Origin of the sequence: Nocardia sp. CA-135398 (assembly GCF_050955845.1) — a bacterium.
Taxonomy (GTDB): Bacteria; Actinomycetota; Actinomycetes; order Mycobacteriales; family Mycobacteriaceae; genus Nocardia.
Genome location: NZ_CP192084.1, coordinates 8,346,609 through 8,369,690, shown reverse-complemented (window position 1 = coordinate 8,369,690; position 23,082 = coordinate 8,346,609). Strand labels below are relative to the sequence as shown.

Below are 23,082 nucleotides of genomic sequence, written 5' to 3'. Positions count from 1 at the left end.
TCGGTCCAAGGGTCCTGTGCCGGACGGCGATTCGGGAATTGCCCACCCGCCCGCCTTCCACTGCCTTTCCGCTGCCTCTGATAGCGGAATGCTTTTACCTGTGGCCGCACTCACAAACCGCTCGTACTCTGAGAAGGAGTTCGTTCGGAAGGGATGCCATCGTGGTCCGGCAGTGGTCAGGTAAGGAGGCCCGCGCCCTTCGCGATGCCAGGCGGATGAGTATCCGGGAGTTCGCGGCACATCTGGGAGTGCACGAGCGGCTGGTATCGAAGTGGGAGGCCGGCGGCGCGCGGGTCCATCCGCGTCCGGTCAATCAAGCGGCCCTCGATACCTCCCTGGCAAGGTCCGACGAGGTTGTGCGGGCACGGTTCGCGGCCATGATCGATCAGCCCGTATTCGATCGACCGACCGCGCCCGGATTCGACAGGCGGGTCGATGCCTCGGCCCGCGCCAACTATTCCAGTGACGCGGACCTTTTGGCTCTCATAGACGCCGGTGCGATGAGAGGTGATGCGTTAGAGGCGATTTCGGAGAGGGATCTGATTATGGCGGCTGCCCACGAGGCGAGCGAGCACGCCGGCCGGGCCGAGAGCACCAATGTGGGTGCCACCACCTTGGAACAGCTCGATGCTGATGTCACGCGGATCGCGAATGAATATGTGCACATTCCGCCGGTGCCGATGATGGTGGAGATGCTGCGAGTGCGACGCCGGGTCTACCGGCTGTTGGAGGGGCATCAGCGCCCCGCCGATACCAGCCATCTGTATCTGCTGGCGGGCACACTGTCGGGATTGCTCGCCAACGCGAGCACCGACCTCGGCTATCTCGATGCCGCCGGCGAGCAGATCAGAGCGGCCTGGGCCTATTCGGAATTGTGTGGTCACAACGGGTTGCGCGCCTGGACCCGCGGCATGCACGCGCTGATCGAATACTGGTCCGATCGGCCGCGCCGGGGAGTGCTGCTGGCGCAGAGCGGGCAGGAGTTCGCCGAATCGGCCACGGCCAAGGTTCGACTACTGAATATCGAGGCCAGGATCTGGTCCCGGTTGGGCAGTGACGCCGACGCCGATCGCTGCATTCGGGCCGCCGACGATGCCCGCGAGGCGGCCGATACCGACTCACTGCACGACGAGGTCGGCGGCGTCTTCGGCTTCAACGAGGCCAAGGCCCATTACTACGCGGGTGCGACCTATATCCATCTCGGTCAGGCCGAACCCGCGTTGGCCGCGACCCAACAGGCCATCGAGCTGTACGCGAACGGGCCGTCCGAGCGACGCTCCTACGGCACGGAGGCGATGGCCCGGGTCGACAGCGCCGCGGCGCATCTGATCAACGGCAGTCTGGACGGTGCGTCCGCCGCCCTGCTTCCGGTGCTCGGCCTCGCCGAGGACAAGCGCATCGCCCAACTGGAGGAACGGCTCATCGGGCTGCGGCGGCGGATCGCCGGACCGCAGTTCCGCGACGCTGTCGAGGCGCGGTTACTCGATGAGAAAATCGAGGAGTTCTGCGGATCCACTGCGGCCAAGGGCATCCCGCCGGGCAACTCGTCGTCTTGATTCGGCGGAGCGCACTGGATCAAACTGCGGCTGCAAGCACCGTCGACCACCACGGAGCGAGTCTTACGAGCGACCCGTCTCGTCCGAGCGCATGCCGCAGACCCAGCACTCGACCACCAGAACGCGTGCAACATGTGCCGAACGCTCCGCCATCACCGACCACCACGGAGCGAGTCTTACGAGCGACCCGTTCGCGGCCCGTCTCGCGTCCGAGCCGTCGAAGCGCATGCGCCGCAGGCGCGAGTCTCGACGGCTCGGACGCGAGACACCGGGGGGCCGCGAACACGCCGCGGCCACGCGGCCAAAAATACAGATGGCACCATAGGCAGGGTGAGTCCTAGCCATCTACCGCACCATCCGCCGCGCGTGCTGGAGCAATCCACGAAGCTGCAGAACGTCCTCTACGAAATTCGTGGACCGGTGGGCGCGCATGCGGCACGGCTGGAGGCGGAGGGGCATCGCATCCTCAAGCTGAATATCGGCAACCCCGCGCCGTTCGGATTCGAGGCGCCCGATGTGATCATGCGTGACATCATCGCCGCGCTGCCGTATGCCCAGGGCTATTCCGAATCCAAGGGCATCCTGTCGGCTCGGCGCGCCATCGTGACCCGGTATGAGCTGGTTCCCGGCTTTCCCGAACTCGATGTCGACGACGTCTACCTGGGCAACGGCGTCTCCGAGCTGATCACCATCACGATGCAGGCGCTGCTCGACAATGGTGACGAGGTGCTGATCCCGGCCCCCGACTATCCGCTGTGGACCGCCATGACCAGCCTGGCCGGGGGCACCCCGGTGCACTACCTGTGTGACGAATCCAACGGCTGGCAGCCCGATATCGCCGATATCGAATCGAAGATCACCGCCAAGACCAAGGCGCTGCTGGTCATCAATCCGAACAACCCGACCGGCGCGGTGTACTCCACCGAGGTGCTGCAGCAGCTGGTCGACCTCGCGCGCAAGCATCAGCTGCTGCTGCTCGCCGATGAGATCTACGACAAGATCCTCTATGACGATGCCAAGCACATTTCGCTGGCGACGCTCGCGCCCGATCTGCTCTGCCTGACCTTCAACGGACTCTCCAAGGCCTACCGGGTCGCGGGCTATCGCTCCGGCTGGTTGGCGATCACCGGACCCAAGGAGCATGCGGCTGGTTTCCTCGAGGGCATCGATCTGCTCGCCTCGACCAGGCTTTGCCCGAATGTGCCTGCGCAGCATGCGATTCAGGTGGCTTTGGGCGGGCATCAGAGCATCGAGGATCTGATCCTGCCCGGCGGGCGACTACTCGAGCAGCGCGATGTGGCGTGGGAGCGGCTGAATATGATCCCGGGCGTTTCCTGTGTGAAGCCGAAGGGCGCGCTCTACGCGTTCCCGAAGTTGGATCCGAACGTCTACGAAATCCACGATGATTCGAAGCTGATCCTGGATCTGCTGCTGCAGGAGAAGATCTTGATGGTGCAGGGCACCGGGTTCAATTGGCCGAATCATGATCATCTGCGGATCGTCACGCTGCCGTGGGCACGGGATCTCGCGGTGGCCATCGAGCGCTTCGGGAACTTCTTGTCGAGTTACCGGCAGTAGCGGGCTGGGCGGTCCGATCTCCCTCGCCAGCGTGCGCTGGGCTACCGGATCGCCCTGCTTCTGGGGCCGAAACATACCCTGCGTACGGATATTCAAGAGTTTTAGTTACTAGCTAGCGCTAAACAAGACTTTTTGTGTACAGTGTCTCTTGGCACTTCGAGTGCCCGGTCAAGTTGTCTACCCCCCCTGGACAACCTGACCTCGGGTTAGGCTGCCTACCCCCCTGGGCGCCGACCTGCGGGCGGCGGAGACATCCCCCTGCTCTCCGCCGCCCCCTCCCGATTTTCCATTCGGAAGCTTTCCCGACTCCTCGTCGGTCGCTGTCGGTCCGTGAATCCGATCTTGAAAATGAAATCCTTTAAGCTCGCACCCTGGACTACAGACGAAAAGGTAGGAGTCCGGTGAGCCATGAGTGATCATCACCATCACCACGACCATTCCGGCCCCATCGCGATCGGCGCGACCGCGGCCCGAGTCGTCGTCGGGCTGCTCGCCGCGATCGGTGTCGTGGTCGTGATCGCCGCCATCGTGCTGTGGCCGAGCAGTCAGCACATCGATATTCCGCTGCCGATGCAGAACGCGGGTGGTGGCGCGGTGCAGACCGAGGCCGGAACCGTGGTGATGCAGGACCTCGGCGCCTGCGGCAGCAGTTCGATCGGCAAGGTATTCATCGATAAGCCCGAGCAACCGCGTGCCGCCGGATATACCTGTCAGCGCAGTCTGATCAGCATCGATTCGGGTCCGCACAAGGGCAATCACACCCTGTTCGAAATCGCGCCCGGCCCAGGCCAACCCGATCTGCGCGCCGGTGATCACATCCGGATCGTGCGGCAGACCGATCCGACCGGGATGCCGCTGTATTCGTTCGAGGACTATTCGCGTGGGCTGCCGTTGACCCTGATCGTGCTGGCCTTCGTCGTCGTGGTGATCGTGGTGGCGCGCTGGCGCGGGTTGCGGGCACTGCTCGGGCTGATCTTCGCCTTCGCGGTGCTCGTGCTGTTCATGCTGCCCGCGCTGTTGGACGGTAAGCCCGCTATTCCGGTCGCGCTGGTCGCGGGTGCGATGATCCTGTATGCCGTGCTGTATCTCGCGCACGGGGTGAATCTGCGCACCAGCTCGGCCCTGCTCGGCACGCTGACCTCGATGATCGTCGCGGCGGTGCTGTCCTGGATCGCCATCGAGATCACCCATCTGACCGGGCTGTCCGAGGAACAGAACACCAACGTCGCCACCTACATTCAGCACGTCAGCATTACCGGTCTGCTGCTGGCGGGCTTCATCATCGGTTCGCTCGGTGTGCTCAACGACGTCACCATCACCCAGGCCTCGGCAGCCTTCGAACTCGCCGCCATCGACGAAGCCGCTTCGCGCCGCGAGGTTTTCGCCGCCGCCATGCGCGTCGGCCGGGACCACATCGCGAGCACGGTCTACACCCTGGTGCTGGCCTATGCCGGTGGCGCGCTGCCATTGCTGCTGCTGTTCAGCGTCGCGGGCCGCTCCATCCGGGACGTGCTGACCGGTGACGCGGTCGCCATCGAAATCGCTCGCTCCTCCGTCGGCGGTATCGCGCTGGCCCTTTCGGTCCCGTTGACCACCGCCATCGCCGTCCTGCTCGCCCGCCCCTTCGGCCACAAGCCCGAACCCGCGGCCCCGGCCCGGCACTCGCGTCATGCGAAGTCCGAGTCCTCCGGAGCGGCCAGGCGCGGCAGCGGTCCGGCCAAGCGGTCCAGCCGCACGGTGGCCACCGATACGAGAGATACCGGACGCGGACGGGTGTCGGATCAATCCCGGGACAACGCGGCGGGCACCGGCTCGCACCGCCAGGTCAGCTGGGACGATCGAGCCTCGAATCCCCGTGCATACGACCGTAATCGCGGCTACCGCGGCGCCGATCCACAGGAGTACGAATCCGATTACGAGACCGACCCCCGCGGCTACCGCCGCCCGGATCCTCGCGGATACGAGAGCACGTGGGACGACGAGGCTCCCGGCCCTCGATAACTGCCGCAGGGTTCAGCTGTTGCCATGTCCAGATAGCTTCTGCCGTATCGCTGCTCGGCCCGGGTTCCGTCGAACGTAGTCGAATGGTGGTCGCCCACGCCGAAGTCGACCGCCATATCACTACGCTCGGCGAGCTGCTGGAGGCGGATCGCGCGGCAAGCAATCTGGATGCGGCACTTGCTATCACACACCCGTGCGAAAAGTGCACCCCCGGTACTGGGTATGAGCTCGGCACAAAGATTGTGCAACCGGCTGCCACATCACCTGCTACCTGGGCAGTGGCAGGTAACCAGCTCAGCGCGGTCCGGGCGGCGGGAAGGGGAAGACCTCGGGCGGAATTGTCGGCACCACGATCGGCGGTAGGCCTGGTACGACAATGGTATTCGGGCCGGGTGTGGGTGGGGCCTCGGACGTGGTGGTGCGGCGCGCGGGCGGCGGTGCGGCCACCGACTCGCTGGACTCGGTGGTGCTGGCGGGGGCGACGGCGATCTGCGGATCCAGGGTGGTGGTGCGCGGCGGGCTGGTCGGGGAGACCGAGGTCGGGCGGTCACTGCTCTGCGAATCGCGCGTGAGAACCTGTGGACCGTAACCGAGTCCGAGTCCGATCGCCGCGACGACAGCCAGGGCGCTGACGGTCAGCACCGCACCATTGATCTCCCGCTTGCCGCGGCGCCGCTTGGGCGGTGCGGATAGCCAGGCGGGTGCGAGCTCATCGTCATCGAGCAGCGGATCCGCCGCGGGCGCGTGCCGCTGCGGGGTCTGAACGACCGTGCGCACCGGACGCGCCATCAGCGCGGCACCGCGCGTGACCACCGTCTCCGGGCTGTCCGGAACGATGACCGGCACACCCATCCAGCGTTCGAGGACCTTGGCGATCAACGGAATTCGCGCGCAACCGCCGATCGCGAGCACACCGTGCACCGGACGATCCGAGCGCACGATGACATCGCGCGCCATCCGCGCCGACGATTCGATCGCCAGCATGATCAGGGCCTCGAAATTCTCCTGGGCCAGCAGCACCAGCCCTTGTTCGCTGGGCAGGGCCACCGCGGTATTCGAGGACAATTGCTCTTTGGCCTCGCGGCACAGGGCGTCCAGGGCGGCCAGCCCCGCCGAATCCGGCGGATGTGCGATCCGGCCCGAGGCGATCTGCTGTTCGCGGATCAGCGAATCCAGATAGTCGCCACTGATATCGCTGGTTCGTTCGCTGTGGCGGATCTCACGGGTCTGGGTGTCGACGACGCTGACCGTGAGTCCGGAGCTGCCGAGGTCGTAGACCACGAGTGAGGAGATGCCGCGGATATCCCCGGTGGCCTGCGCGAATTCGACCGCGGCGATGATTTCGGGAACCAGTTCGTAATTGGTGAGCTGCTGACGCGCCATGGCCGCGCGCAGCGCCTTGGCGTGCTGCTCACTGCGGTAGGCGATGGCGGTGGCCGCGATGCCGGGCATGGATTCCAGCGTCACGCCGATCGCCTCGGCGGCCAGTTCCTCCACCTGGTGCTCGACAACCGGAATGGTCTGCAAATCGAAGGAATGCGGGGCGATGGGGCCGTGGGGGCTCGCGGTGTGTGGTCGCGCCATTCGGACGGCGCCGGCCCCCACCGAAACTCCCAGAACCGAACTCATCAGCTGCCCATCCCGTTTCACACATCACGACATGCGAGCCTGCGCCGCCCGCCGGTGGATCGGCCCGCTCCCGGGACCCTACCGTCGACGTCCGACAGACCCGAAGGCAGGACCTGATCGTCTCGGCGTCGCCCCCGCGTCGGAGGCAACTCTACGGTGTGCCGAGTCCGGCGTACACCCATCCGGCGTCTCTCCAGGTGGCACGATTGAGACAGTTCCGGCCGTCGATGATCGACCGTTTGCGAACCACCGGATCGAGGTCTTGCGGACGCAATGCGACGAATTCGTCCCACTCGGTCAGCACCAGCACCACATCGGCGCGATCGCAGGCCTCGGTCACCGAGGTCGCGTAATTCAGGGTGGGGAAGACCCGTCGCGAATTCTCCGCCGCCTTCGGGTCGTACACCGTCACCACCGCGCCGTGCAGCTGGATCATCCCGGCCACATTCAGCGCGGGTGAGTCACGCACATCGTCGGATTCGGGTTTGAAGGCCGCACCGAGCACCGCCACATTGGCGCCGAGCAGCGATCCGCCGCAGGCCCGCGCGGCCATATCGACCATCTTGGTGCGACGGCGCATATTGATGTTGTCGACCTCGCGCAAGAAGGCCACCGCGTGATCGGCGCCGAGTTCGCCCGAGCGCGCCATGAACGCGCGGATGTCCTTGGGTAGGCAGCCGCCGCCGAAACCCAGTCCGGCATTGAGGAATCGGCGACCGATGCGGGCGTCGTAGCCGAGTGCGTCGGCCAGCATGGTCACATCGGCGCCGGTCGCCTCGCAGACCTCGGAGACCGCGTTGATGAAGGAAATCTTCGTCGCGAGAAAGGCATTCGCGGAGACCTTGACCAATTCGGCGGTGGCCAAGTCGGTCAGCAGGAACGGCACCTCGGCCGCGATCAGGTCCGCGTAGATCTCGCGCACCAGTTCTTCGACCCAGGCCGCGCTTTCGCGTTCGCGGTCCACGCCGAGCACGAGTCGATCCGGGCGCAGCGTGTCCTTCACCGCGAAACCCTCACGCAGGAACTCCGGATTCCAGGCCACCTCGACCTCGGCATCGGTGAGCGCGCGGGCACGCGCACCCAGTGCCGCGGCGGTCCCGACCGGCACCGTCGACTTTCCGACGATCACCGAAGGCCGCTCCAGCAGCGGTGCGAGCGTATCCACCACGGCGTGCACGTATTTCAGGTCCGCGGCGTATTCGCCCTTCTTCTGTGGTGTGCCGACACCGAGGAAATGCACCTGGGCATGGTCGGCCGCCTCCGCGTACGAGGTGGTGAAGCGCAGCCGACCGGCGTCCAGGTTCCTGCGCAGCACCTCCTCGAGCCCGGGTTCGTAGAACGGCACCACGCCATCGGACAGCTTCGCGACCTTGCCCGGATCGATATCCACGCCGATCACATCGTGTCCGAGTTCGGCCATGCACGCCGCGTGCGTGGCCCCGAGGTACCCGGTTCCGAAGACTGTGCATCGCATGATCGATTGATAGGTCCCGCCGATGGCCACCCCACGTCAGCGAGGCAAGGGTCTCGGCAACAGCAGATGTACATGTGGCGACATGAATTGCGGATAGCCATGCTGACCTGCGCAAACTCATCCTGTGACGGCCCGGTTACGATCGATCTCGTGCGACGCCAGCGCAGCATCCGGGCCCGCAGCGCCTGGGGGGTACTCGGCGTTGCGGTGGTGGTGTCGGTCGCGTGCCTGTGGCCGGTTTACGTCCGGCCGCGGGTGGACGCGCCCGCGAAAGCCGATGCGATTCTCGTGCTCGGCGGCGCGCACGATGGGCGCGAGAAGCTGGGACTGCGGCTGGCCAGCGAGGGTTACGCACCAAGGGTGCTGTTCTCCGACCCATATGAAAACAGCGCGCTGGTGAATCGAATCTGCCACAGCCGCTATACATTTCAGGTCACCTGCTTCGATCCCTCGCCGCGCACCACGCGCGGCGAGGGGCGGGAACTCGCCGAACTCGCCGCGTCGGAGGGCTGGCGTCGCGTCATCGTCATCACCTTCACGCCGCATATTTCGCGGGCCCGCTACGTCCTCGGGAAATGCTGGGACGGCGAGGTGCTGATGGTGGATCCGCGGCCCCGTCTTTCGGTCGCCAGGTGGACCTACGACTACGTCTACCAGTCCGCCGGATACGTCAAGGCCGTCTTCGAAGACTGCTAGGCCCGCAAGTGCGGGCAGGTGGCCTCAGTTTGATTTTCCAGGTGGGACGGACGTACATTGCGTCTCATGGGGCCGCAGGACGACCCGATGCAATGACGCAGATCCCCTTCGGGAGGGCAGATGGATTACGACTGGTCGGCGGCCGATCTGGCCTTTCGCGATGAGGTTCGCGCATTTCTGGACGAGAAGCTGACGCCGGATTTGCGGCGGGCCGGGCGCTTGGCGACGAGCGTGTACCCGGACCACGAGGCGAGCATGCGGTGGCAGCACATCCTGCACGAGCGCGGCTGGGCGGCACCGGCCTGGCCGGTGGAGCACGGCGGCTGCGATTGGAGCCTCACCCAGCACTACATTTTCAATCGCGAGTCGACGCTGGCCGGTGCGCCTTCGCTCTCGCCGATGGGCATTCGGATGGTCGCGCCCGCGATCGTCGCATTCGGTACGCCGGAGCAGAAAGCCTTCTATCTGCCGCGCATCCTGACCGGGGAAATCTTCTTCTGCCAGGGCTATTCGGAACCGGAGGCCGGTTCGGACCTGGCCGCGCTGAGCATGGCCGCCGTCGATGACGGCACCGATTTCGTCTGCACCGGCAGCAAGATCTGGACCACCCACGCCACCGAGGCGAATTGGATCTTCTGCCTGGTCCGGACCTCGCGCGAGGGTAAGAAGCAGCAGGGCATCACCTTCCTGCTGATCGATATGACCACGCCGGGCATCGAGATCCGCCCGCTGGTGATGACCTCCGGCGAACAGGTGCAGAACCAGGTCTTCTTCGATAACGTCCGGGTGCCGAAGGCCAATGTGCTCGGTCGCATCGATGACGGCTGGACCGTGGCGAAATATCTGCTCGTACACGAGCGCGGCGGTGCGGCCGCGCCGATGCTGCAGGTCATGGCCCAGGATGTGGCCACCGCGGCGGCCGGGCAGACCGGACCCGACGGCAATCCGCTGATCGATGACGCGGCATTCGCGGCGAAGCTCGCGGAGGCTCGAATTCGTACCGAGGTGCTGGAAATCCTGGAGTACCGCACGCTTTCGGCGATGGCACACGGCAAGAATCCGGGCCCGGCATCCTCGATGCTCAAGATCCTGGCCACCGAATTGAGTCAGACGCTCACCGAATTGGCGCTGGAGGCGGCCGGTCCGCGCGGACGCGTTTATCAGCCACATGCCACCGCGCCGGGCGGGCCGATTGCCGAATTCACCCCGCCCGCCGACGGTTATCGCAGCGGTGCGGACTGGCAGGCCGTCGCGCCGCTGCGCTATTTCAACGACCGGGCGGGCTCGATCTATGCGGGCAGCAACGAAATTCAGCGAAATATCCTCGCCAAGGCAGCATTGGGGCTCTGATGGACTTCACCTTCACCGATGAGCAGGAACTGCTCCGCGACGCGGTGGCCGGATTCCTCGGCGCCCGTTACGAATTGGACAAAAGCCGGGGCGCGGCGAAATCCGCTGCCGGTTGGCAGCCGGGCGTGTGGCGCGGATTCGCCGAGGAGCTGGACATCCTCGGGGCCACCCTGCCCGAGCGGGTCGATGGTATGGGCGGTGGCCCGGTCGAGATGATGATCATCACCGAGGAACTCGGCCGTGCGCTGGTCGTCGAGCCGTATGTCGACACGGTGGTGGTCGGCGCCGGTCTGCTGAATCGCGCCGGTGGCGAGCTCGCGGATTCGGTGCTGCGCCACATCGTTTCCGGTGCGGCGCGGACCGCGTTCGCGGCGCTGGAGCCGAACTCGGGGCAGACGCTGCACGATGTATCGACCACCGCGCGTCGCGATGGTGATGCGTGGGTGCTCGATGGCGTCAAGACCGTCGTGACCAGTGCGCCGCTGGCGACACATCTGCTCATCACCGCGCGCACCGCCGGTGATCGGCGCGATAAGGATGGGATCTCGCTGTTCCTCGGCGAATTCGATGCCGCCAACCCGCCCGCCGGGGTCGAGGTGCATTCATACCGGACGATCGACGACCGGGTCGGCTCCGATATCACCTTCAACGGATTCCGGTTGCCAGCCGATGCGCTGCTCGGGGCCCAGGGCGCGGCTTGGGATGCGATCGATGCCACGGCCGACGAGGCGATCGCCGCGATCTCGTCCGAGGCGGTCGGCTGCATGCGAAAGGTATTGGCGGACACCGTCGAATACGCCAAACAGCGGCAGCAGTTCGGTCAGCCGATCGGCAGCTTCCAGGTACTCCAGCATCGGATGGTCGATATGTTCATCGAGCTCGAGCAGGCCATTGCCGCGGTATATCTGGCTGTCTACTCCTTGGGTGCGGCAGCGGCGGACCGGGCGCGTGCGGTCTCGGCCGCGAAGGTCACCATCGGCCGGGCCGCGCGGTTCGTCGGCCAGAATGCCGTGCAACTGCACGGTGCGATGGGCATGACCGAAGAGCTCGCGATCGGCCACTACTTCAAGCGCCTGACCGCGATCGAATACGAATTCGGTTCCAGTGACCAGCATCTCGCTCGCTATGTGGCGCTGACGAGGCCGTAGCCGTGTCCGACGGGGCAGCGGTCGTATCGAAGCCGGCGCGTGCGGATGTGATCGATCTCGCGCACCGCTGGTTCCTCGACATATGCAGATCGGGTCGCAGAGCGTTTGGCCGGGCTGCCCGTTCTGCGTCCGCCGATCGAGATCCGCGCTGAACCGTAGTCAGGAGCCGAATTGTCCTATAGAACTATTACTTACCGCGTTGCGGATGCGATCGCCACGATTACGCTGAACCGACCGGAGGCGCGCAACGGTTTTACCACCGAAATGGCCGATGAACTCGGCGCCGCCTTCATCGCCGCCGATAACGACGATGCGGTGCGCGTTGTCGTATTCGCCGCGGCGGGAACGGATTTCTGCGTCGGCATGGATCTCACGGCTGGCGGCTCCGACGAGGATGTCACCGCGCCTGACTGGGTCGAATGGTCCACGCGCGTGGTCCGGCCGATGACCGATCTCGATAAACCCGTCATCGTCGCCATGCAGGGCGCTGCCGTCGGTGTCGGCCTGTCCATGACACTCGCCGCCGACTTCCGCTTGGCCGCAACCGATTCCCGCTTCGGCTTCGTCTTCGCCCGCCGCGGCCTCTTTCCCGAGGGCGGCTCGCTATGGTTCCTTCCGCGCATTGTCGGCCTGGCCAAGGCCAAGGAATGGATGATCACCGGCCGCGTCTTCGGCGCCGACGAGGCCTTGGCCGCAGGACTGGTCACCAGCCTGCATGCCCCCGAAGACCTACTCCCCGCCGCCCATGCCCTCGCCACCGAACTGGCCACCGAGGTGGCCCCCGTCTCGATCGCCGCCATCCGCCGCGGCTTGGTAGCCATGTCCGGCGACAAAACCCCAGAAGACGCCTTCACCCTCGACGCCCGCCTCATCTCCTACGCCTTCTCCAGCCCCGACCTCCGCGAGGGAATCCTCGCCTTCCTCCAAAAACGCCAACCCACCTTCACCGGAAAAGTAGCCACCGAACTCCCCGCCCTGGGCGATTGGTTGTCTTAGCCTCAGGCATTGAACATCAGCTCGACCGCCTCATGCATCTTGTAGCGCGTGGCGAGAACATGGAGCACTTCGTCGACCGATCGTGGCGGATTGCGATGTCGAAGCGAAAGTTGGGCAACGGCCGCCACAGCGCGGGGCGGATCGACAGCGCATGTGTTGGCGGCGAATTCGGCAGCGCCGACGACCTGAAGCCCGGTTGGTAAGTGTTCGGCGGGAAAGTGCCGGCGGTTCTCGGTGACGATCGCTCCGGCCCCACCGATAACCGCGGCGGCGACCACATGTTCATCGTCCGGGTCAGGCAGACCGAACGAACCCGCCAAGGGTTCCCAACCGCACACGAGGGCGTCGTCGAACGCATCGCTCATGACGGAGACCAATCTGCCTGCGCGTGCTTGTGCAGACTCGATGAGCTCGCCGCGACGAACGAGTTTGCGTGCCTCATGCACTTCGAGCTCGGCCAGGATCGCGCCACTCCAGAGCGGTCGATAGAGGTTTTCCACTGCCAGTGACAGTAGAAAGTCGCGCTGCAGGCTCGGCCACAGGACACAGGTATCGAGCAGGGCGGCGAACATCAGCTAAGCCGTCGTTTCGCTACCTCCTTGCGGATTTCGCGTAGTTGGGCCAAGACCGCCTCCGGATCGTCTTCGTCCTCGAGATCGACTGCGGTGGCAGCGAGCGCTTCGTACTGCTTGCGTCGACGTTCGTCTCGATACGCGAGGACATCGGCGAGCAGTACCCGTCGGCGCGAGCCCGTGCGTTCGGAGGGAATCTCGTTTGCATCGATCAGCCGGACGACGGTCGGGCGGCTGACGCCCAACAGATCCGCCGCCTGTTGAGTCGTCATGGACATGCTCTGCGGGGCAACGGTGACCGCCTTGCCCTCGCGAAGCGCCGCGACGACCTGCACTAGAACGCGGTGTACCGAATACGGCACCTCCACTTGATCGTGCTCGTCCGCGCCGACCAAAAGGTATCGCGGCCGGACGGATTCACCTCGCCGCGATTCGTGGGCGGCCAGGAAGCTGACGACCGGCGCGAGTTCTTCGGATGGTTCGGGTAGGTAGGTCTGCTGGACCAAGGCATGTGACGTCATCGCGGCCACCTCCTTCGAACAAATCGTAATAGGTTTCGAAACATTCGTACAGACCCGAGCGTGCCTGTGGATAAAGCTCGACCCGGGTTCGAAACGAACCCGGGTCGAGTGTTCAGTTGTGGGCGGCGGTCAGTTCTTGCGGCCGGGGGCCTTGGCGCCGGATTTGAAGCCGAGGCCGCCGGGCTTGGCGGGTGGGGGTGTCACGGCGGGGGCGCCGTTGCCGTTGGGCTCGTCCGGTTCGGCGGCGGGTTCCGTCGCGGCCTCCTGGGTGGGGGAGGCCGGTTCGGCGGGGGCCGACGATGCCGGGGTGGCCGTGCCGGGGGCCTTCGGGCCGGGGCGTTTGAAGCCGGACTTCATGGCCAAGCCCTTGGCGGGGATGGACGGCTTGGTTTCGGTCGGGGTCGAAACCGATTCGGGGGCAGGGGTTTCCGTTGCCGCGGTGGCTTCGGCGGGGGCCGAGGCTTCCGGTGCCTTGGCGCCGGGCGCCTTTGCCGCGCCCTTCATGGCGAGGCCCTTGCCCGGCGCCTTCGCCGGACCCTTCATTGCCAGACCCTTGACCGGCGGCGCGGCCGGTGCCTCGGCAGCCGGAGCCGCTTCGGCAGCCGCTTCGGCGGACGGAGTCGCCTTGGCTCCGGGCGCTTTCGCGCCGCCCTTCATGCCGAGGCCCTTACCCGGTGCCTTCGCTGGACCCTTCATCGCGAGACCCTTGACGGGCGCGGCCGGAGCGGCGGTCGCCTCGGCCGCGGTGTCCTCGGCAGGAGCCGGCGTCGCCTTGGTCCCGGGTGCCTTCGCGGCACCCTTCATACCGAGCCCACCGGGCGCCTTGGCGGCACCCTTCATACCCAGACCACCGGGCGCCTTGCCGCCCTTCATCGCCAGACCGCCACCGGTCGGAGCCGCCTTCGGTTCGGCGGGCGCTTCGACGGCGGGGGCCGGTTCGGGTTCGGCGGCAACCGGTTCCGGCTCGGGGGCCTGCTTCGGTTCCTGCACCACGGTCAGGTTCTCGGTGAGCTCGGACGGGTCGACCCGGTCGATGGCGTCGAGCATCAACTGCGCGACATCCACGACCTCGACGCCCTGGCCGACCTCGCCGCCGTCCTTGCGCGCGGTGACACCGTCGGTGAGCATGACGCGGCAGAACGGGCAGCCGGTCGCGATCTTGGACGGTTCGTTGCCACCGTTCAAGGTGGACAGCGCCTCGTCGACGCGATCGATATTGATCCGCTTGCCGAGCTGTTCTTCCATCCACATCCGCGCGCCACCGGCGCCACAGCACATGGAACGTTCGCCGTGCCGGGGCATTTCGACGAGGGTGGAGCCGGAGGCCTCCATCAGCTCACGCGGTGCGTTGTAGACCTTGTTGTGTCGGCCCAGGTAGCACGGGTCGTGGTAGGTGACGTTCTGCGATACCGAGGCAACCGGGATCAGCTGCTTGGTGCGCACCAGCCGGTTCAACAGCTGAGTGTGGTGCACCACCTCGTAGGTGCCGCCGACCTGCGGGTATTCATTGTTCAGCGCGTTGAAGCAGTGCGCACAGGTGACGACGATCTTCTTGCGTGACTGCTCGACACCCTCGAACACCGAGTTCAGCAGTTCGATGTTCTGCTGCGCGAGCTGCTGGAACAGGAATTCGTTACCGGCCCGGCGCGCGGAGTCACCGGTGCAGGTCTCGTCGGCGCCGAGCACCATGAACTTCACGCCCGCGGTGGCCAGCAGCTCCGCGACGGCCTTGGTGGTGCGCTTGGCGCGATCCTCGTACGCACCCGCACAGCCGACCCAGAACAGGTACTCGTACCCGTCGAAGGAGTCCGCATCCTGGCCGAATACCGGGATCTGGAAGTCGAGTTCGTTGATCCAGTTCAGCCGGTCCTTGGCGTTCTGGCCCCACGGATTGCCCTTGTTCTCCAGGTTCTTGAACAGCCCGGCCAGCTCGGAGGGGAACTCCGACTCGATCAGCACCTGGTAGCGGCGCATATCGATGATGTGATCGACATGCTCGATATCGACCGGGCACTGCTCGACACACGCACCACAGGTGGTGCAGCTCCACAGCACCTCTGGGTCGATGATGCCGTTGACATCCTCGCCGCCGACCAGCGGACGCTCCGCCTCGGCCTTGGCCAGCTCGGAGATCTTGGCCAGCTTCGCCTCATCGGGCTTGCCGTCGCCGTCGACCAAGCCGACCTCGTCGCCGCCCATATCCTTGCGGCCACCGGCCAGTAGGTACGGCGCCTTGGCGACGCCGTGGTCGCGCAGCGACATGATCAGCAGCTTGGGCGACAACGGCTTACCGGTATTCCAGGCCGGGCACTGCGACTGGCAGCGACCGCATTCGGTGCAGGTGGTGAAGTCCAGCCAGCCCTTCCAGGAGAAGTCCTCGACCCGGCCCGCGCCGAAGGTGTCGACATCCGGGTCGGCGGTCTCCATATCGACCGGCTTGCCCTTGGACATCATCGGCTTCGCGGCGCCCAGTGCGACGCCGCCGTCGTCCTCACGCTTGAAGTAGATATTGAAGAAGGCCGCGAACCGGTGCCAGGCCACACCCCAGTTGATATTGCGACCGACCAGCAGCAGGAAGGTGCTGCCCGAAACCATCTTGATGAACGCGAAGATGGCGACCATCGCCACGCTGGAGGGCAGCAGCTTGGCCACCTGCATGGTGAAGAAGTCGGTCCACGCCTCGGAGTGGCCGTAGGTGGCGATCTTGCCCGCCTTCACCATGACCATGCCGATGCCCTCGATGAAGACGATCGCCTCGATGACATAGGCCGGAGCGAACCGGGAACCGCTGAAGCGCGACAGTCGCGCGGGCACCCGCGGGTGGTTGAGCTGGCGAATGGCGATCAGCACCAGGATGCCGATCACGGTGCCGATACCGAGCAGTTCGTCCCACAGGTGGTAGATGCCCCAGCCGCCGATGATCGGCCAGTGGAATTCGGGATCGAAGGTCTGCCCGTACGCCTCGAAGTACAGGATGAAACCGCCGAGGAAGCCGATCATCACCAGCCAGTGCGCCCAGCCCACCGTGCGGAATTTGTTCATCCGGGTGTGGGCGAGGAATTCGACGACCATCGTCTTGAAGCGCGGGAAGAATGGTCGCCAACGATCCGGCGCGGGTTGGCCGATCATGATCGCGCGGGTCATTTTGCCGACGCCACCGACGAATGATGCCCAACCCAACAGGCTGAACGCCACACCAATCGTGCCCAGCGTCAATGTCAGGGCATTCATGTCGCGACCTTTCTTTAGAGGCAACACGAGCGTGGGCGGCGATCTCGCCACCCGGTTGGCTCGTATCCTAACTGCAAGTAAGTTACTCACCGGTAACTTACTTGTCTATCGTACGATCGCCGGTTGCTGCTGCCCCTTCTTTCTGGGGCTTGACGCGTTTTCCGCCTGTGATGGATTTCACGAAGATCGTCCGATCCCGCTGCTGTTCGGGGCGACAACCACCGTAAACAATGCTCGGTGCCCGATCGGCGGTAAGGACAGGCTTATGTCACGCCGAGATCACAGTGGGAATAGTCGATCTCGCATCTTCATGTCGGTTCGATTACGCTCACCACGTTCTGTTTGATGTGCCTGTCTTTCACACTGCTCGGGGAGAATCCGGGGTCCGACCGCCTCGGGTTGATGAGCGCTCTCGCGTGTACGGAAGCGGCGCGCGGACAACCCTGATGATGGATTGGAAACTGAATGAATCTCCGCAGCACCACCGCGGCTGCCACGATGGTCATCGGCGCGATGACCATCGGATTCGGAGTTGCTCATGCCGAGCCCGCCCCCGCGGCCGCTCAACCGATCAGCTACTCCGTCAAGCTCGTGGACAAGACGGTCGTCGCGACCCTCAAGGGGGGAACCTTCGAGCTGACGAAGTCCGACGAGGAATTGAAGGAACCGGACCTCTACACGGTCAAGGACGAGCTCGGTAACGCCGTCGTATCGGTACCGCTCGACGTCAATGTCGACCAGACCCCGGTCGACGTCAAGCCGGTTGTCAAAGAGGATGGCAAAGTCCTCGAACTGACCCCTGATCAGAGCGTCAAGCTTGAGCAAAAGGTGAATACGGTCAACGCCGTCGCCAAGCCGATCGCCTCCCCGGATGAAGACCAGCGGGCCATGAACGAGTTCTCCACTCAGTTCGGCATCGCCACGGCCGTCGGCGGCTTCGTCGGGACCGCCATCGGTGTCGTCGCCGGTGGTGTCATCGGCTGCATCCTCGGCCTGCCACTGCTCGGTGTCGGCTGCATTCCGGCCGCGATCGCGGGCGCGGGTATCGGTGGCATCCTCGGCACCCTCGCCGTCGGTGGTCCGATCCTGACCCTCGCGGGTATCGACCTGCTCAACACCCTGCAGGCGGCGCCCGGCACCACCAAGTTCGCCGACAAGTCGGTACCGGCCCAGCAGCCCGCGTCGGCTCAGCAGCCGGTGCCTGCCCAGCAGCCGAACTGATCTAGATCGAACTCGACCGGCCCGCTCCCGTCAGGAGCGGGCCGGTTGTGTTTCAGGCCTGGTGTTCGCGCAGATCCAAACTGCCGCTGAAGGTTTCCTCGCCCTTGTGCCTTCCGAATCGTCCGAAGGAACGCTCGGCCATCTCGAACGAACCGTCCTCGCGCACCAGCAGGACCGTGCTCGCCCTGGTCCCGTGCAGCGCGTTGGCGATGAATCTGGCCGAGAGCGTGCGCTCACGCCGCAGCGGAACGCCGGTGTGCGGCAACAGATCGTCGGGCGCCTCGGTGCGATCGGCCAGCACCTCGAAGTAGCGCGCCACATTGCCGGGATCCGATTCGACCACCGCGCGCAGGTCGGTGAGACCACCGCGCACCTTCGGCCAAATGGGTTGGGGCGCTTCGAATGCCGCCGCCGGGCCCGGTGCGGCCGAGGTGATGAACATGCCGTTGGATACGCCGTGGAAGCCCGGCGTCAACTCCTGAGGGGGAAGCGCGCTGCGGTTGGAATGCCACCACAGCGATTCGAGATCCGAGACCAGCACGTTGTAGCCGTTGTAGTCGTCGGGGGCGGCGGCGACATCGAGCAGGTACTTTTCCGGGGTAGGTAGTTCACGGGTCGGCCGGGTGTCGCGCAGAAAATCCATCAGCAGCGCCCCGCGTGAACGTGCGTCGCCGCGTTCGTCTTCCGGATTGCGGACGTTGGTCACGGTGGCGAATCGATTGCGGCCCTTGTCTTCCCGTGTCAACCCGAGCCAGGTGCCCGGCGGATCGCCCGCGACCTTGCGCAGCGCTCCGAGATCGCGCCCGGCAAGTAGGCCGGGTACCTCGGACCACCATCGCATCGACTCGGTCGGGCGGGAGTAGAACTCGTCGCGATTGGCCGCGACGATCAACCGATACTCCGGATGGACCCGCCAACCGATCAACACCAAACACATGCACTCCAGGATGCCGGAAGGTCGCCGGGCCCCACAGGGCATTTACCCGCTCCCGGGCGACGCAAGTTCGGTGGATCGCCCCCAATGACAGCAAAAAGGCCGACAGCGTCGCCGCTGTCGGCCTTTCGCGGGTTCTGCTAGTCGTTGACCTTCAGACCGGGATTGTCCGAAAGCACGACGCTCACCGGCTGCGCGAACAGCTGGGGCGCATTGCCGGTGAGTGCACCGATCAGATTCGGGATCTCGCAGATCGGGAAGTCGGCCACCGAGGACGCGCTGGAGATGCCCAGTGCCATCCGGCCGGTGACGATCGCACCGCCACTGTCACCGGGCAGGGCGCAGATATTGGCGGAGAAGGCCTGGGTGAGTTCCCGGTCGCCGACCTGCACGGTCTGGTCGACGGCGTTCACGATGCCGCAGCTGAAGCCGGTGCGCGCACCGGACTTGCAGACCGGAGCACCGACCACCGGAACGGCGACGCCCTCGACCGCGACCGGCTGACCCGGCTGGCGCACGAAGTTGTTGCTGAACCGGTCCTTGGCCTGATCGTTGATCCGGATGATCGAGTAGTCCTGCGAGCCGAGCACCGACTTCTGGAACGTGCCCACCTGCGCACCCGGCCGATCACCGGCCAGCTCGTAGACCCCGGCCGCATTTCCGGAGCCCGCCGACCCGATGTCCGGGTTGCAGTGGCCCGCAGTGATATTCACGACGTTGCCGTTGCGGTCGGTGCCGTTGAAGCCGAGCGAGCAGCGCAGCGACGTCCGCCCGGCGATCGAGGCGAAACCGTCGCCACCGGCCAGCGGGCCGGTCTGCGCCGCACCCGCGACCGGGGTGGTCTGCAGCTGCTCACCGGCGACCGGCGGGGCCGTCACGATGACCCGCGAGGGATCGACGAAGTTCGGCATCGGCAGGCCCGCCTGCTCGACCCGGACCGCGATGCTGTTGTTGACCGGATCGATCACCACCCCGCGCACCAGCGCGGAGACCGCCTCGGGCTGCCCCTCCAGCCAGCGCTCGAACGCGCTCTTCTCACCGCGCAGCGCCGACTCGCTCTTGGCGACATTGCGGACCTCGAATCCGGCCGACGTGGCCGCCTGGCGAGCCTCATCGGCACCGGGGCCCTGCGCGAGCGCCACAACCGCCTTGCCGCCGTCATCGAGCCACGAACCCGCGAAGACCTGCGGGAACTGGCGCTGCGCCGTGGTGGCGAAGGCCGCGACCTGCTGGGCCAGATCGGCGCGGTGCAGGTACTCCTCGGGAGAGATCTTCAGATCGCGCGCGACCGCGGCGATCAGATCGGCGGGCAGAGCCGGCTGGTCCGGTTGTGCGTTCGCCACTGCCGCCGTTGGACCGAACAGCAGAATCGCCGCCGAGGCGGCGATAACTGATTTTCGAACCCGGGCAGCTGATCGGAACTGACCTATACGTGGCAGGAGCATGCCCATACCTTAAAGTGTCCGGCCGGTTATGCCTACTTATCTCGCGATGTTGTTCGGCCCACTAGTCGAGCGGCCGCCTGTTTGTCGGAAATACGGTGTCCGACAAGGCCTCTCACCCGACGTTCGGACGGGTCCGCAATGCGATGCCGGAGCCGACGCCGCCGTCGGCGGAGGCGTCGATATCGGCCAGGATCGAGCGGATCGGAATGCCGAGCGTCGCGGTGCCGCCGTACTGGGCGAGCGCGATATTGGCCTCGTTGCAGTCGGGCGCGTCGGCGGCATTGGAACCGCTGGTGATGCCGAGAGCCAGCGTGCCCGAGACGATCGCGCCGCCGCTGTCACCGCCGAGCGTGCAGGCCGAGCTGGCGAAACCGCGCACGGTCTTGCTCACACCCTCGGCGGTGTACAGCTGGGTTTCGACCCGATCGGCCACCACGAATCCGCAGGTGAAGGTGGAGGACTGACCCGACTTGCAGACCGGCGCGCCGGTGACCGGCTCGGCGGTACCGGTGATGGTCAACGTGGTGCCATTGGCGCCGCGCACCGACGGCTGATCCATGCCCGCGTTGACCGAGCGCTCGTTGAGCTTGATGACGGAGTAGTCGAGTGCGGTCGGGCCGCCGAGGCGCGCCTTGACGAAGTTGCCGAGCTCGATGCTGTTCGGGATGTCTTTGATGTTGGGCAGGTAGACCGCGGCGTGCTGGTCGTCCTTTTCCAGGTTCGGGTCGCAGTGGCCCGCGCTGATGTTGAGCGCGTTACCCGCCGAATCCACACTGTTGAAGCCGAACGAGCAGACATCGACGCCGCGCAATGAGGTGTCCTTCAGCGAGGTCGGCGCGGTGATGTAGGTGTCGCCGCCCATCGGACGGCGCTCGATGGGGCCGCCGCTGTTGGGCGAGAGGATGACCTTGACGTTGGCGATCAGCGTGGGCAGGTTCAGCGCGTGGCCGACCGGCGTATTGGCGACCGACAGCACCAACTGGCTGTTGAGGAAGTCGACCGCGACGGAGTTGATCGACTGGGAGATCTCCTTGGGCAGCGTGTTGATCCACTGATTCAGCTGCATCAGCGAGTTCTCCAGGCTGTTCGCCGAGATCGGGGCCAGATGGGTCTGGTAGCCGTCGGCGGCGGCGATCTTGGCGGCGTCGACCGAGGTGACCGCGACGACCGGCTTACCGTCGGTGCCGAGCCAGGCTCCGGCGTAGGTGTCGGGTCGCTCGCTGCGGAACGACTCCGCGTATTCGCTGAGCTGCTGGGCCTCGGCGGAGCGTTCCAGATACTCCGCGGGCGTCATCTTCAGATCGCGGGAAATGGCCTCGACGAGTGCGGGCGGCAGGTTGTCGGCGGAGAGCTGCCCGGGTGCTGGCGGTTCGGCCGAAGCGGCGGTGGTGACGAGCAGGGGTGCGATGAAAACGGTCGCGGCGAATCCGATCGAGGCTGCCTTGACCGCGGCGCTGCGCGCCACCAACTTGCGCATGAAGTCCCTTCGTCGGCACGGGATGTGCCAGCTACTACACCGGTCAGCCGATCACTTTAAGGCACAAACCCGAGGAGGTCGCTATGAAATCAACGAGGAGGTGCCATCTCGTACGGAAAAGGCTGCTGCCACGGCAGTTGCGTCCACGTCGGGGGCGTGAACATGGGGAAGCCGGGACGGGTGGTCGTGGTCCGGCCCGGCCGGGTAGTGGTCGGCGGTGTCGTTGTGGTCGGCGTTGTGGTCGGTGGTGTCGTGGTCGGCGGCTCGGTGGTCTCCGGTTCGCTGCTGGTGATGACCACGGGCGGTTCGGTGGTCGGCGGCGTGGTTTCCGGCACCGTCGGTAGATCCACCGGCGGCTGCGGAGCCTGGCTCGTCGAGACCTGATCGGATTTGGCGTCGCGCACCGGTGGCACCGGGGTCGTGCCGGGATCACGGAACAGCACGGCGATGCCGATGCCGCCGAGTATCAGGCCGATGCCTACCGCGACCGCGATCAGCAGCGGTGTGCCGCGGTCTTTCTTGGGGGTCGGGGCCGGAGGCGGATGCGGTGTGGTTTCCTCGATCGCGGTCGCCGCGACCAGCGGGGCGGCAACCGGCATCGCCGCCGAATAGGCCTGCGGCTGTACCTCGGGCGTCGGCACCGCCGGGATGACATCGGTGACCACGGTCGAATTCTCGGCATTGCTCGGATCCGGCGGGGTCGCGCCCGCCGGGGTCGCCAGCACCGCGGCCAGCGCGGCGCGCGCGGCGTCGTAGGCGTAGGACACTTCCGGTGCGACGGTATCGCTGCCGGGCAGGTCGCCCTCGCTGACCAGCAGTACCGATTTCAGGCCAAGGTAGTCCAGTGCGTCGCGGAGCGAGAGCACATACTCCGACGGCCAGCCCGCGGGATAGGTCGCGTAGAACTCGGCGGCGCCGTTGAGATGTTCGGCGGTCAGATTGATCAGGCAGAACAGTGCGGTCGCGACCAGATCCTCGGCCCGATAGGCCTCGCCGTCGTCGACGGAGATACCGGCCGGATCGCCGACCGCGGACGCGAAACCGGCGATCGAATGCGAATGACCGGCCGGGGCCGGTCCGCCGAGGACGGTGTCGCCGTCGTCGGACATATGCAGGATCGACTCGCGGACGATGAACGTCGGTTCGCCGTTATCGGTGACGATGGCCGCTGTGCAGTTGTCCTCGGCGATGCGCAGGCCCACCCCAGTGGCCATCCTCAATACCTCGCTTCGGCGTCACGGATCGGGCCGCAC

Annotated in this window: 16 protein-coding genes and 1 pseudogene; 8 read left to right on the top strand and 9 right to left on the bottom strand. The window is 65.8% G+C overall.

What is annotated here, in order from left to right:
• Positions 1-215 precede the first annotated feature (215 nt).
• The 3 genes and pseudogenes from ACQP1T_RS37175 to ACQP1T_RS37165 form a co-directional block, all read left to right on the top strand.
• A complete protein-coding gene (locus ACQP1T_RS37175; RefSeq protein ID WP_433757629.1) occupies positions 216-1,556 on the top strand; it encodes a helix-turn-helix domain-containing protein in 1,341 nt (446 codons plus the stop codon).
• A 321-nt stretch (positions 1,557-1,877) separates the two neighbouring features.
• On the top strand, positions 1,878-3,134 hold the full coding sequence (locus ACQP1T_RS37170) for a pyridoxal phosphate-dependent aminotransferase (RefSeq protein ID WP_433762518.1): 1,257 nt from the start codon (positions 1,878-1,880) through the stop codon (positions 3,132-3,134).
• Positions 3,135-3,542: 408 nt separating this feature from the next.
• Positions 3,543-4,811 (top strand): annotated as a pseudogene (locus ACQP1T_RS37165) (YibE/F family protein); the annotation flags it as partial.
• Positions 4,812-5,429: 618 nt separating this feature from the next.
• On the opposite strand, the gene ACQP1T_RS37160 reads toward ACQP1T_RS37165, so the two are convergent.
• Positions 5,430-6,764 carry an Hsp70 family protein gene (locus ACQP1T_RS37160; protein WP_433757628.1) on the bottom strand — a complete coding sequence of 445 codons (1,335 nt, stop codon included), beginning with the start codon at positions 6,762-6,764 and terminating at the stop codon, positions 5,430-5,432.
• Positions 6,765-6,915: 151 nt separating this feature from the next.
• The gene (locus tag ACQP1T_RS37155) at positions 6,916-8,238 is read right to left on the bottom strand and encodes a UDP-glucose dehydrogenase family protein (protein WP_433757626.1); all 1,323 of its coding nucleotides are present in this window, start codon (positions 8,236-8,238) and stop codon (positions 6,916-6,918) included.
• Positions 8,239-8,388: 150 nt separating this feature from the next.
• Here ACQP1T_RS37155 and ACQP1T_RS37150 point away from each other — a divergent pair, with 150 nt between their 5' ends.
• From ACQP1T_RS37150 to ACQP1T_RS37135, 4 genes are all read left to right on the top strand, one after another.
• Positions 8,389-8,934, top strand: a complete 546-nt coding sequence (locus ACQP1T_RS37150) for a YdcF family protein (protein WP_433757625.1) — start codon at positions 8,389-8,391, stop codon at positions 8,932-8,934.
• A 120-nt stretch (positions 8,935-9,054) separates the two neighbouring features.
• Positions 9,055-10,284, top strand: a complete 1,230-nt coding sequence (locus ACQP1T_RS37145; RefSeq protein ID WP_433757624.1) for an acyl-CoA dehydrogenase family protein — start codon at positions 9,055-9,057, stop codon at positions 10,282-10,284.
• Positions 10,284-11,432, top strand: coding sequence for an acyl-CoA dehydrogenase family protein (locus ACQP1T_RS37140; protein WP_433757623.1), 1,149 nt, complete (start codon positions 10,284-10,286; stop codon positions 11,430-11,432). The genes ACQP1T_RS37145 and ACQP1T_RS37140 overlap by 1 nt, the downstream gene beginning before the upstream one ends.
• Before the next feature lie 171 nt (positions 11,433-11,603).
• Positions 11,604-12,428 carry an enoyl-CoA hydratase-related protein gene (locus ACQP1T_RS37135; RefSeq protein ID WP_433757621.1) on the top strand — a complete coding sequence of 275 codons (825 nt, stop codon included), beginning with the start codon at positions 11,604-11,606 and terminating at the stop codon, positions 12,426-12,428.
• Between the two features lie 2 nt (positions 12,429-12,430).
• On the opposite strand, the gene ACQP1T_RS37130 is transcribed toward ACQP1T_RS37135, so the two are convergent.
• The 3 genes from ACQP1T_RS37130 to ACQP1T_RS37120 all read right to left on the bottom strand — a co-directional run bounded on the left by ACQP1T_RS37130 (position 12,431) and on the right by ACQP1T_RS37120 (position 16,752).
• On the bottom strand, positions 12,431-13,000 hold the full coding sequence (locus ACQP1T_RS37130) for a PIN domain-containing protein (protein WP_433757620.1): 570 nt from the start codon (positions 12,998-13,000) through the stop codon (positions 12,431-12,433).
• Positions 13,000-13,521 (bottom strand): helix-turn-helix domain-containing protein, encoded by a 522-nt coding sequence (locus ACQP1T_RS37125; RefSeq protein WP_433757619.1) that lies wholly within the window; start codon positions 13,519-13,521, stop codon positions 13,000-13,002. The genes ACQP1T_RS37130 and ACQP1T_RS37125 overlap by 1 nt, the downstream gene beginning before the upstream one ends.
• A 129-nt stretch (positions 13,522-13,650) precedes the next feature.
• Positions 13,651-16,752: a heterodisulfide reductase-related iron-sulfur binding cluster gene (locus ACQP1T_RS37120; protein WP_433757618.1), complete on the bottom strand. Its 3,102-nt coding sequence runs from the start codon at positions 16,750-16,752 to the stop codon at positions 13,651-13,653.
• 465 nt (positions 16,753-17,217) lie between these two features.
• On the opposite strand from ACQP1T_RS37120, the gene ACQP1T_RS37115 reads away from it, so the two are divergent.
• Positions 17,218-17,973, top strand: coding sequence for a hypothetical protein (locus tag ACQP1T_RS37115; RefSeq protein ID WP_433757617.1), 756 nt, complete (start codon positions 17,218-17,220; stop codon positions 17,971-17,973).
• A 52-nt stretch (positions 17,974-18,025) separates the two neighbouring features.
• Here ACQP1T_RS37115 and ACQP1T_RS37110 read toward each other — a convergent pair whose 3' ends face one another.
• The 4 genes from ACQP1T_RS37110 to ACQP1T_RS37095 form a co-directional block, all read right to left on the bottom strand.
• Positions 18,026-18,910: an NRDE family protein gene (locus tag ACQP1T_RS37110; protein WP_433757616.1), complete on the bottom strand. Its 885-nt coding sequence runs from the start codon at positions 18,908-18,910 to the stop codon at positions 18,026-18,028.
• A gap of 137 nt (positions 18,911-19,047) precedes the next feature.
• On the bottom strand, positions 19,048-20,250 hold the full coding sequence (locus tag ACQP1T_RS37105) for a S1 family peptidase (protein ID WP_433757615.1): 1,203 nt from the start codon (positions 20,248-20,250) through the stop codon (positions 19,048-19,050).
• A gap of 214 nt (positions 20,251-20,464) precedes the next feature.
• Positions 20,465-21,829: a S1 family peptidase gene (locus ACQP1T_RS37100; RefSeq protein WP_433757614.1), complete on the bottom strand. Its 1,365-nt coding sequence runs from the start codon at positions 21,827-21,829 to the stop codon at positions 20,465-20,467.
• A gap of 89 nt (positions 21,830-21,918) precedes the next feature.
• A complete protein-coding gene (locus ACQP1T_RS37095; protein WP_433757613.1) occupies positions 21,919-23,043 on the bottom strand; it encodes a hypothetical protein in 1,125 nt (374 codons plus the stop codon).
• Between the last annotated feature and the right edge of the window lie 39 nt (positions 23,044-23,082).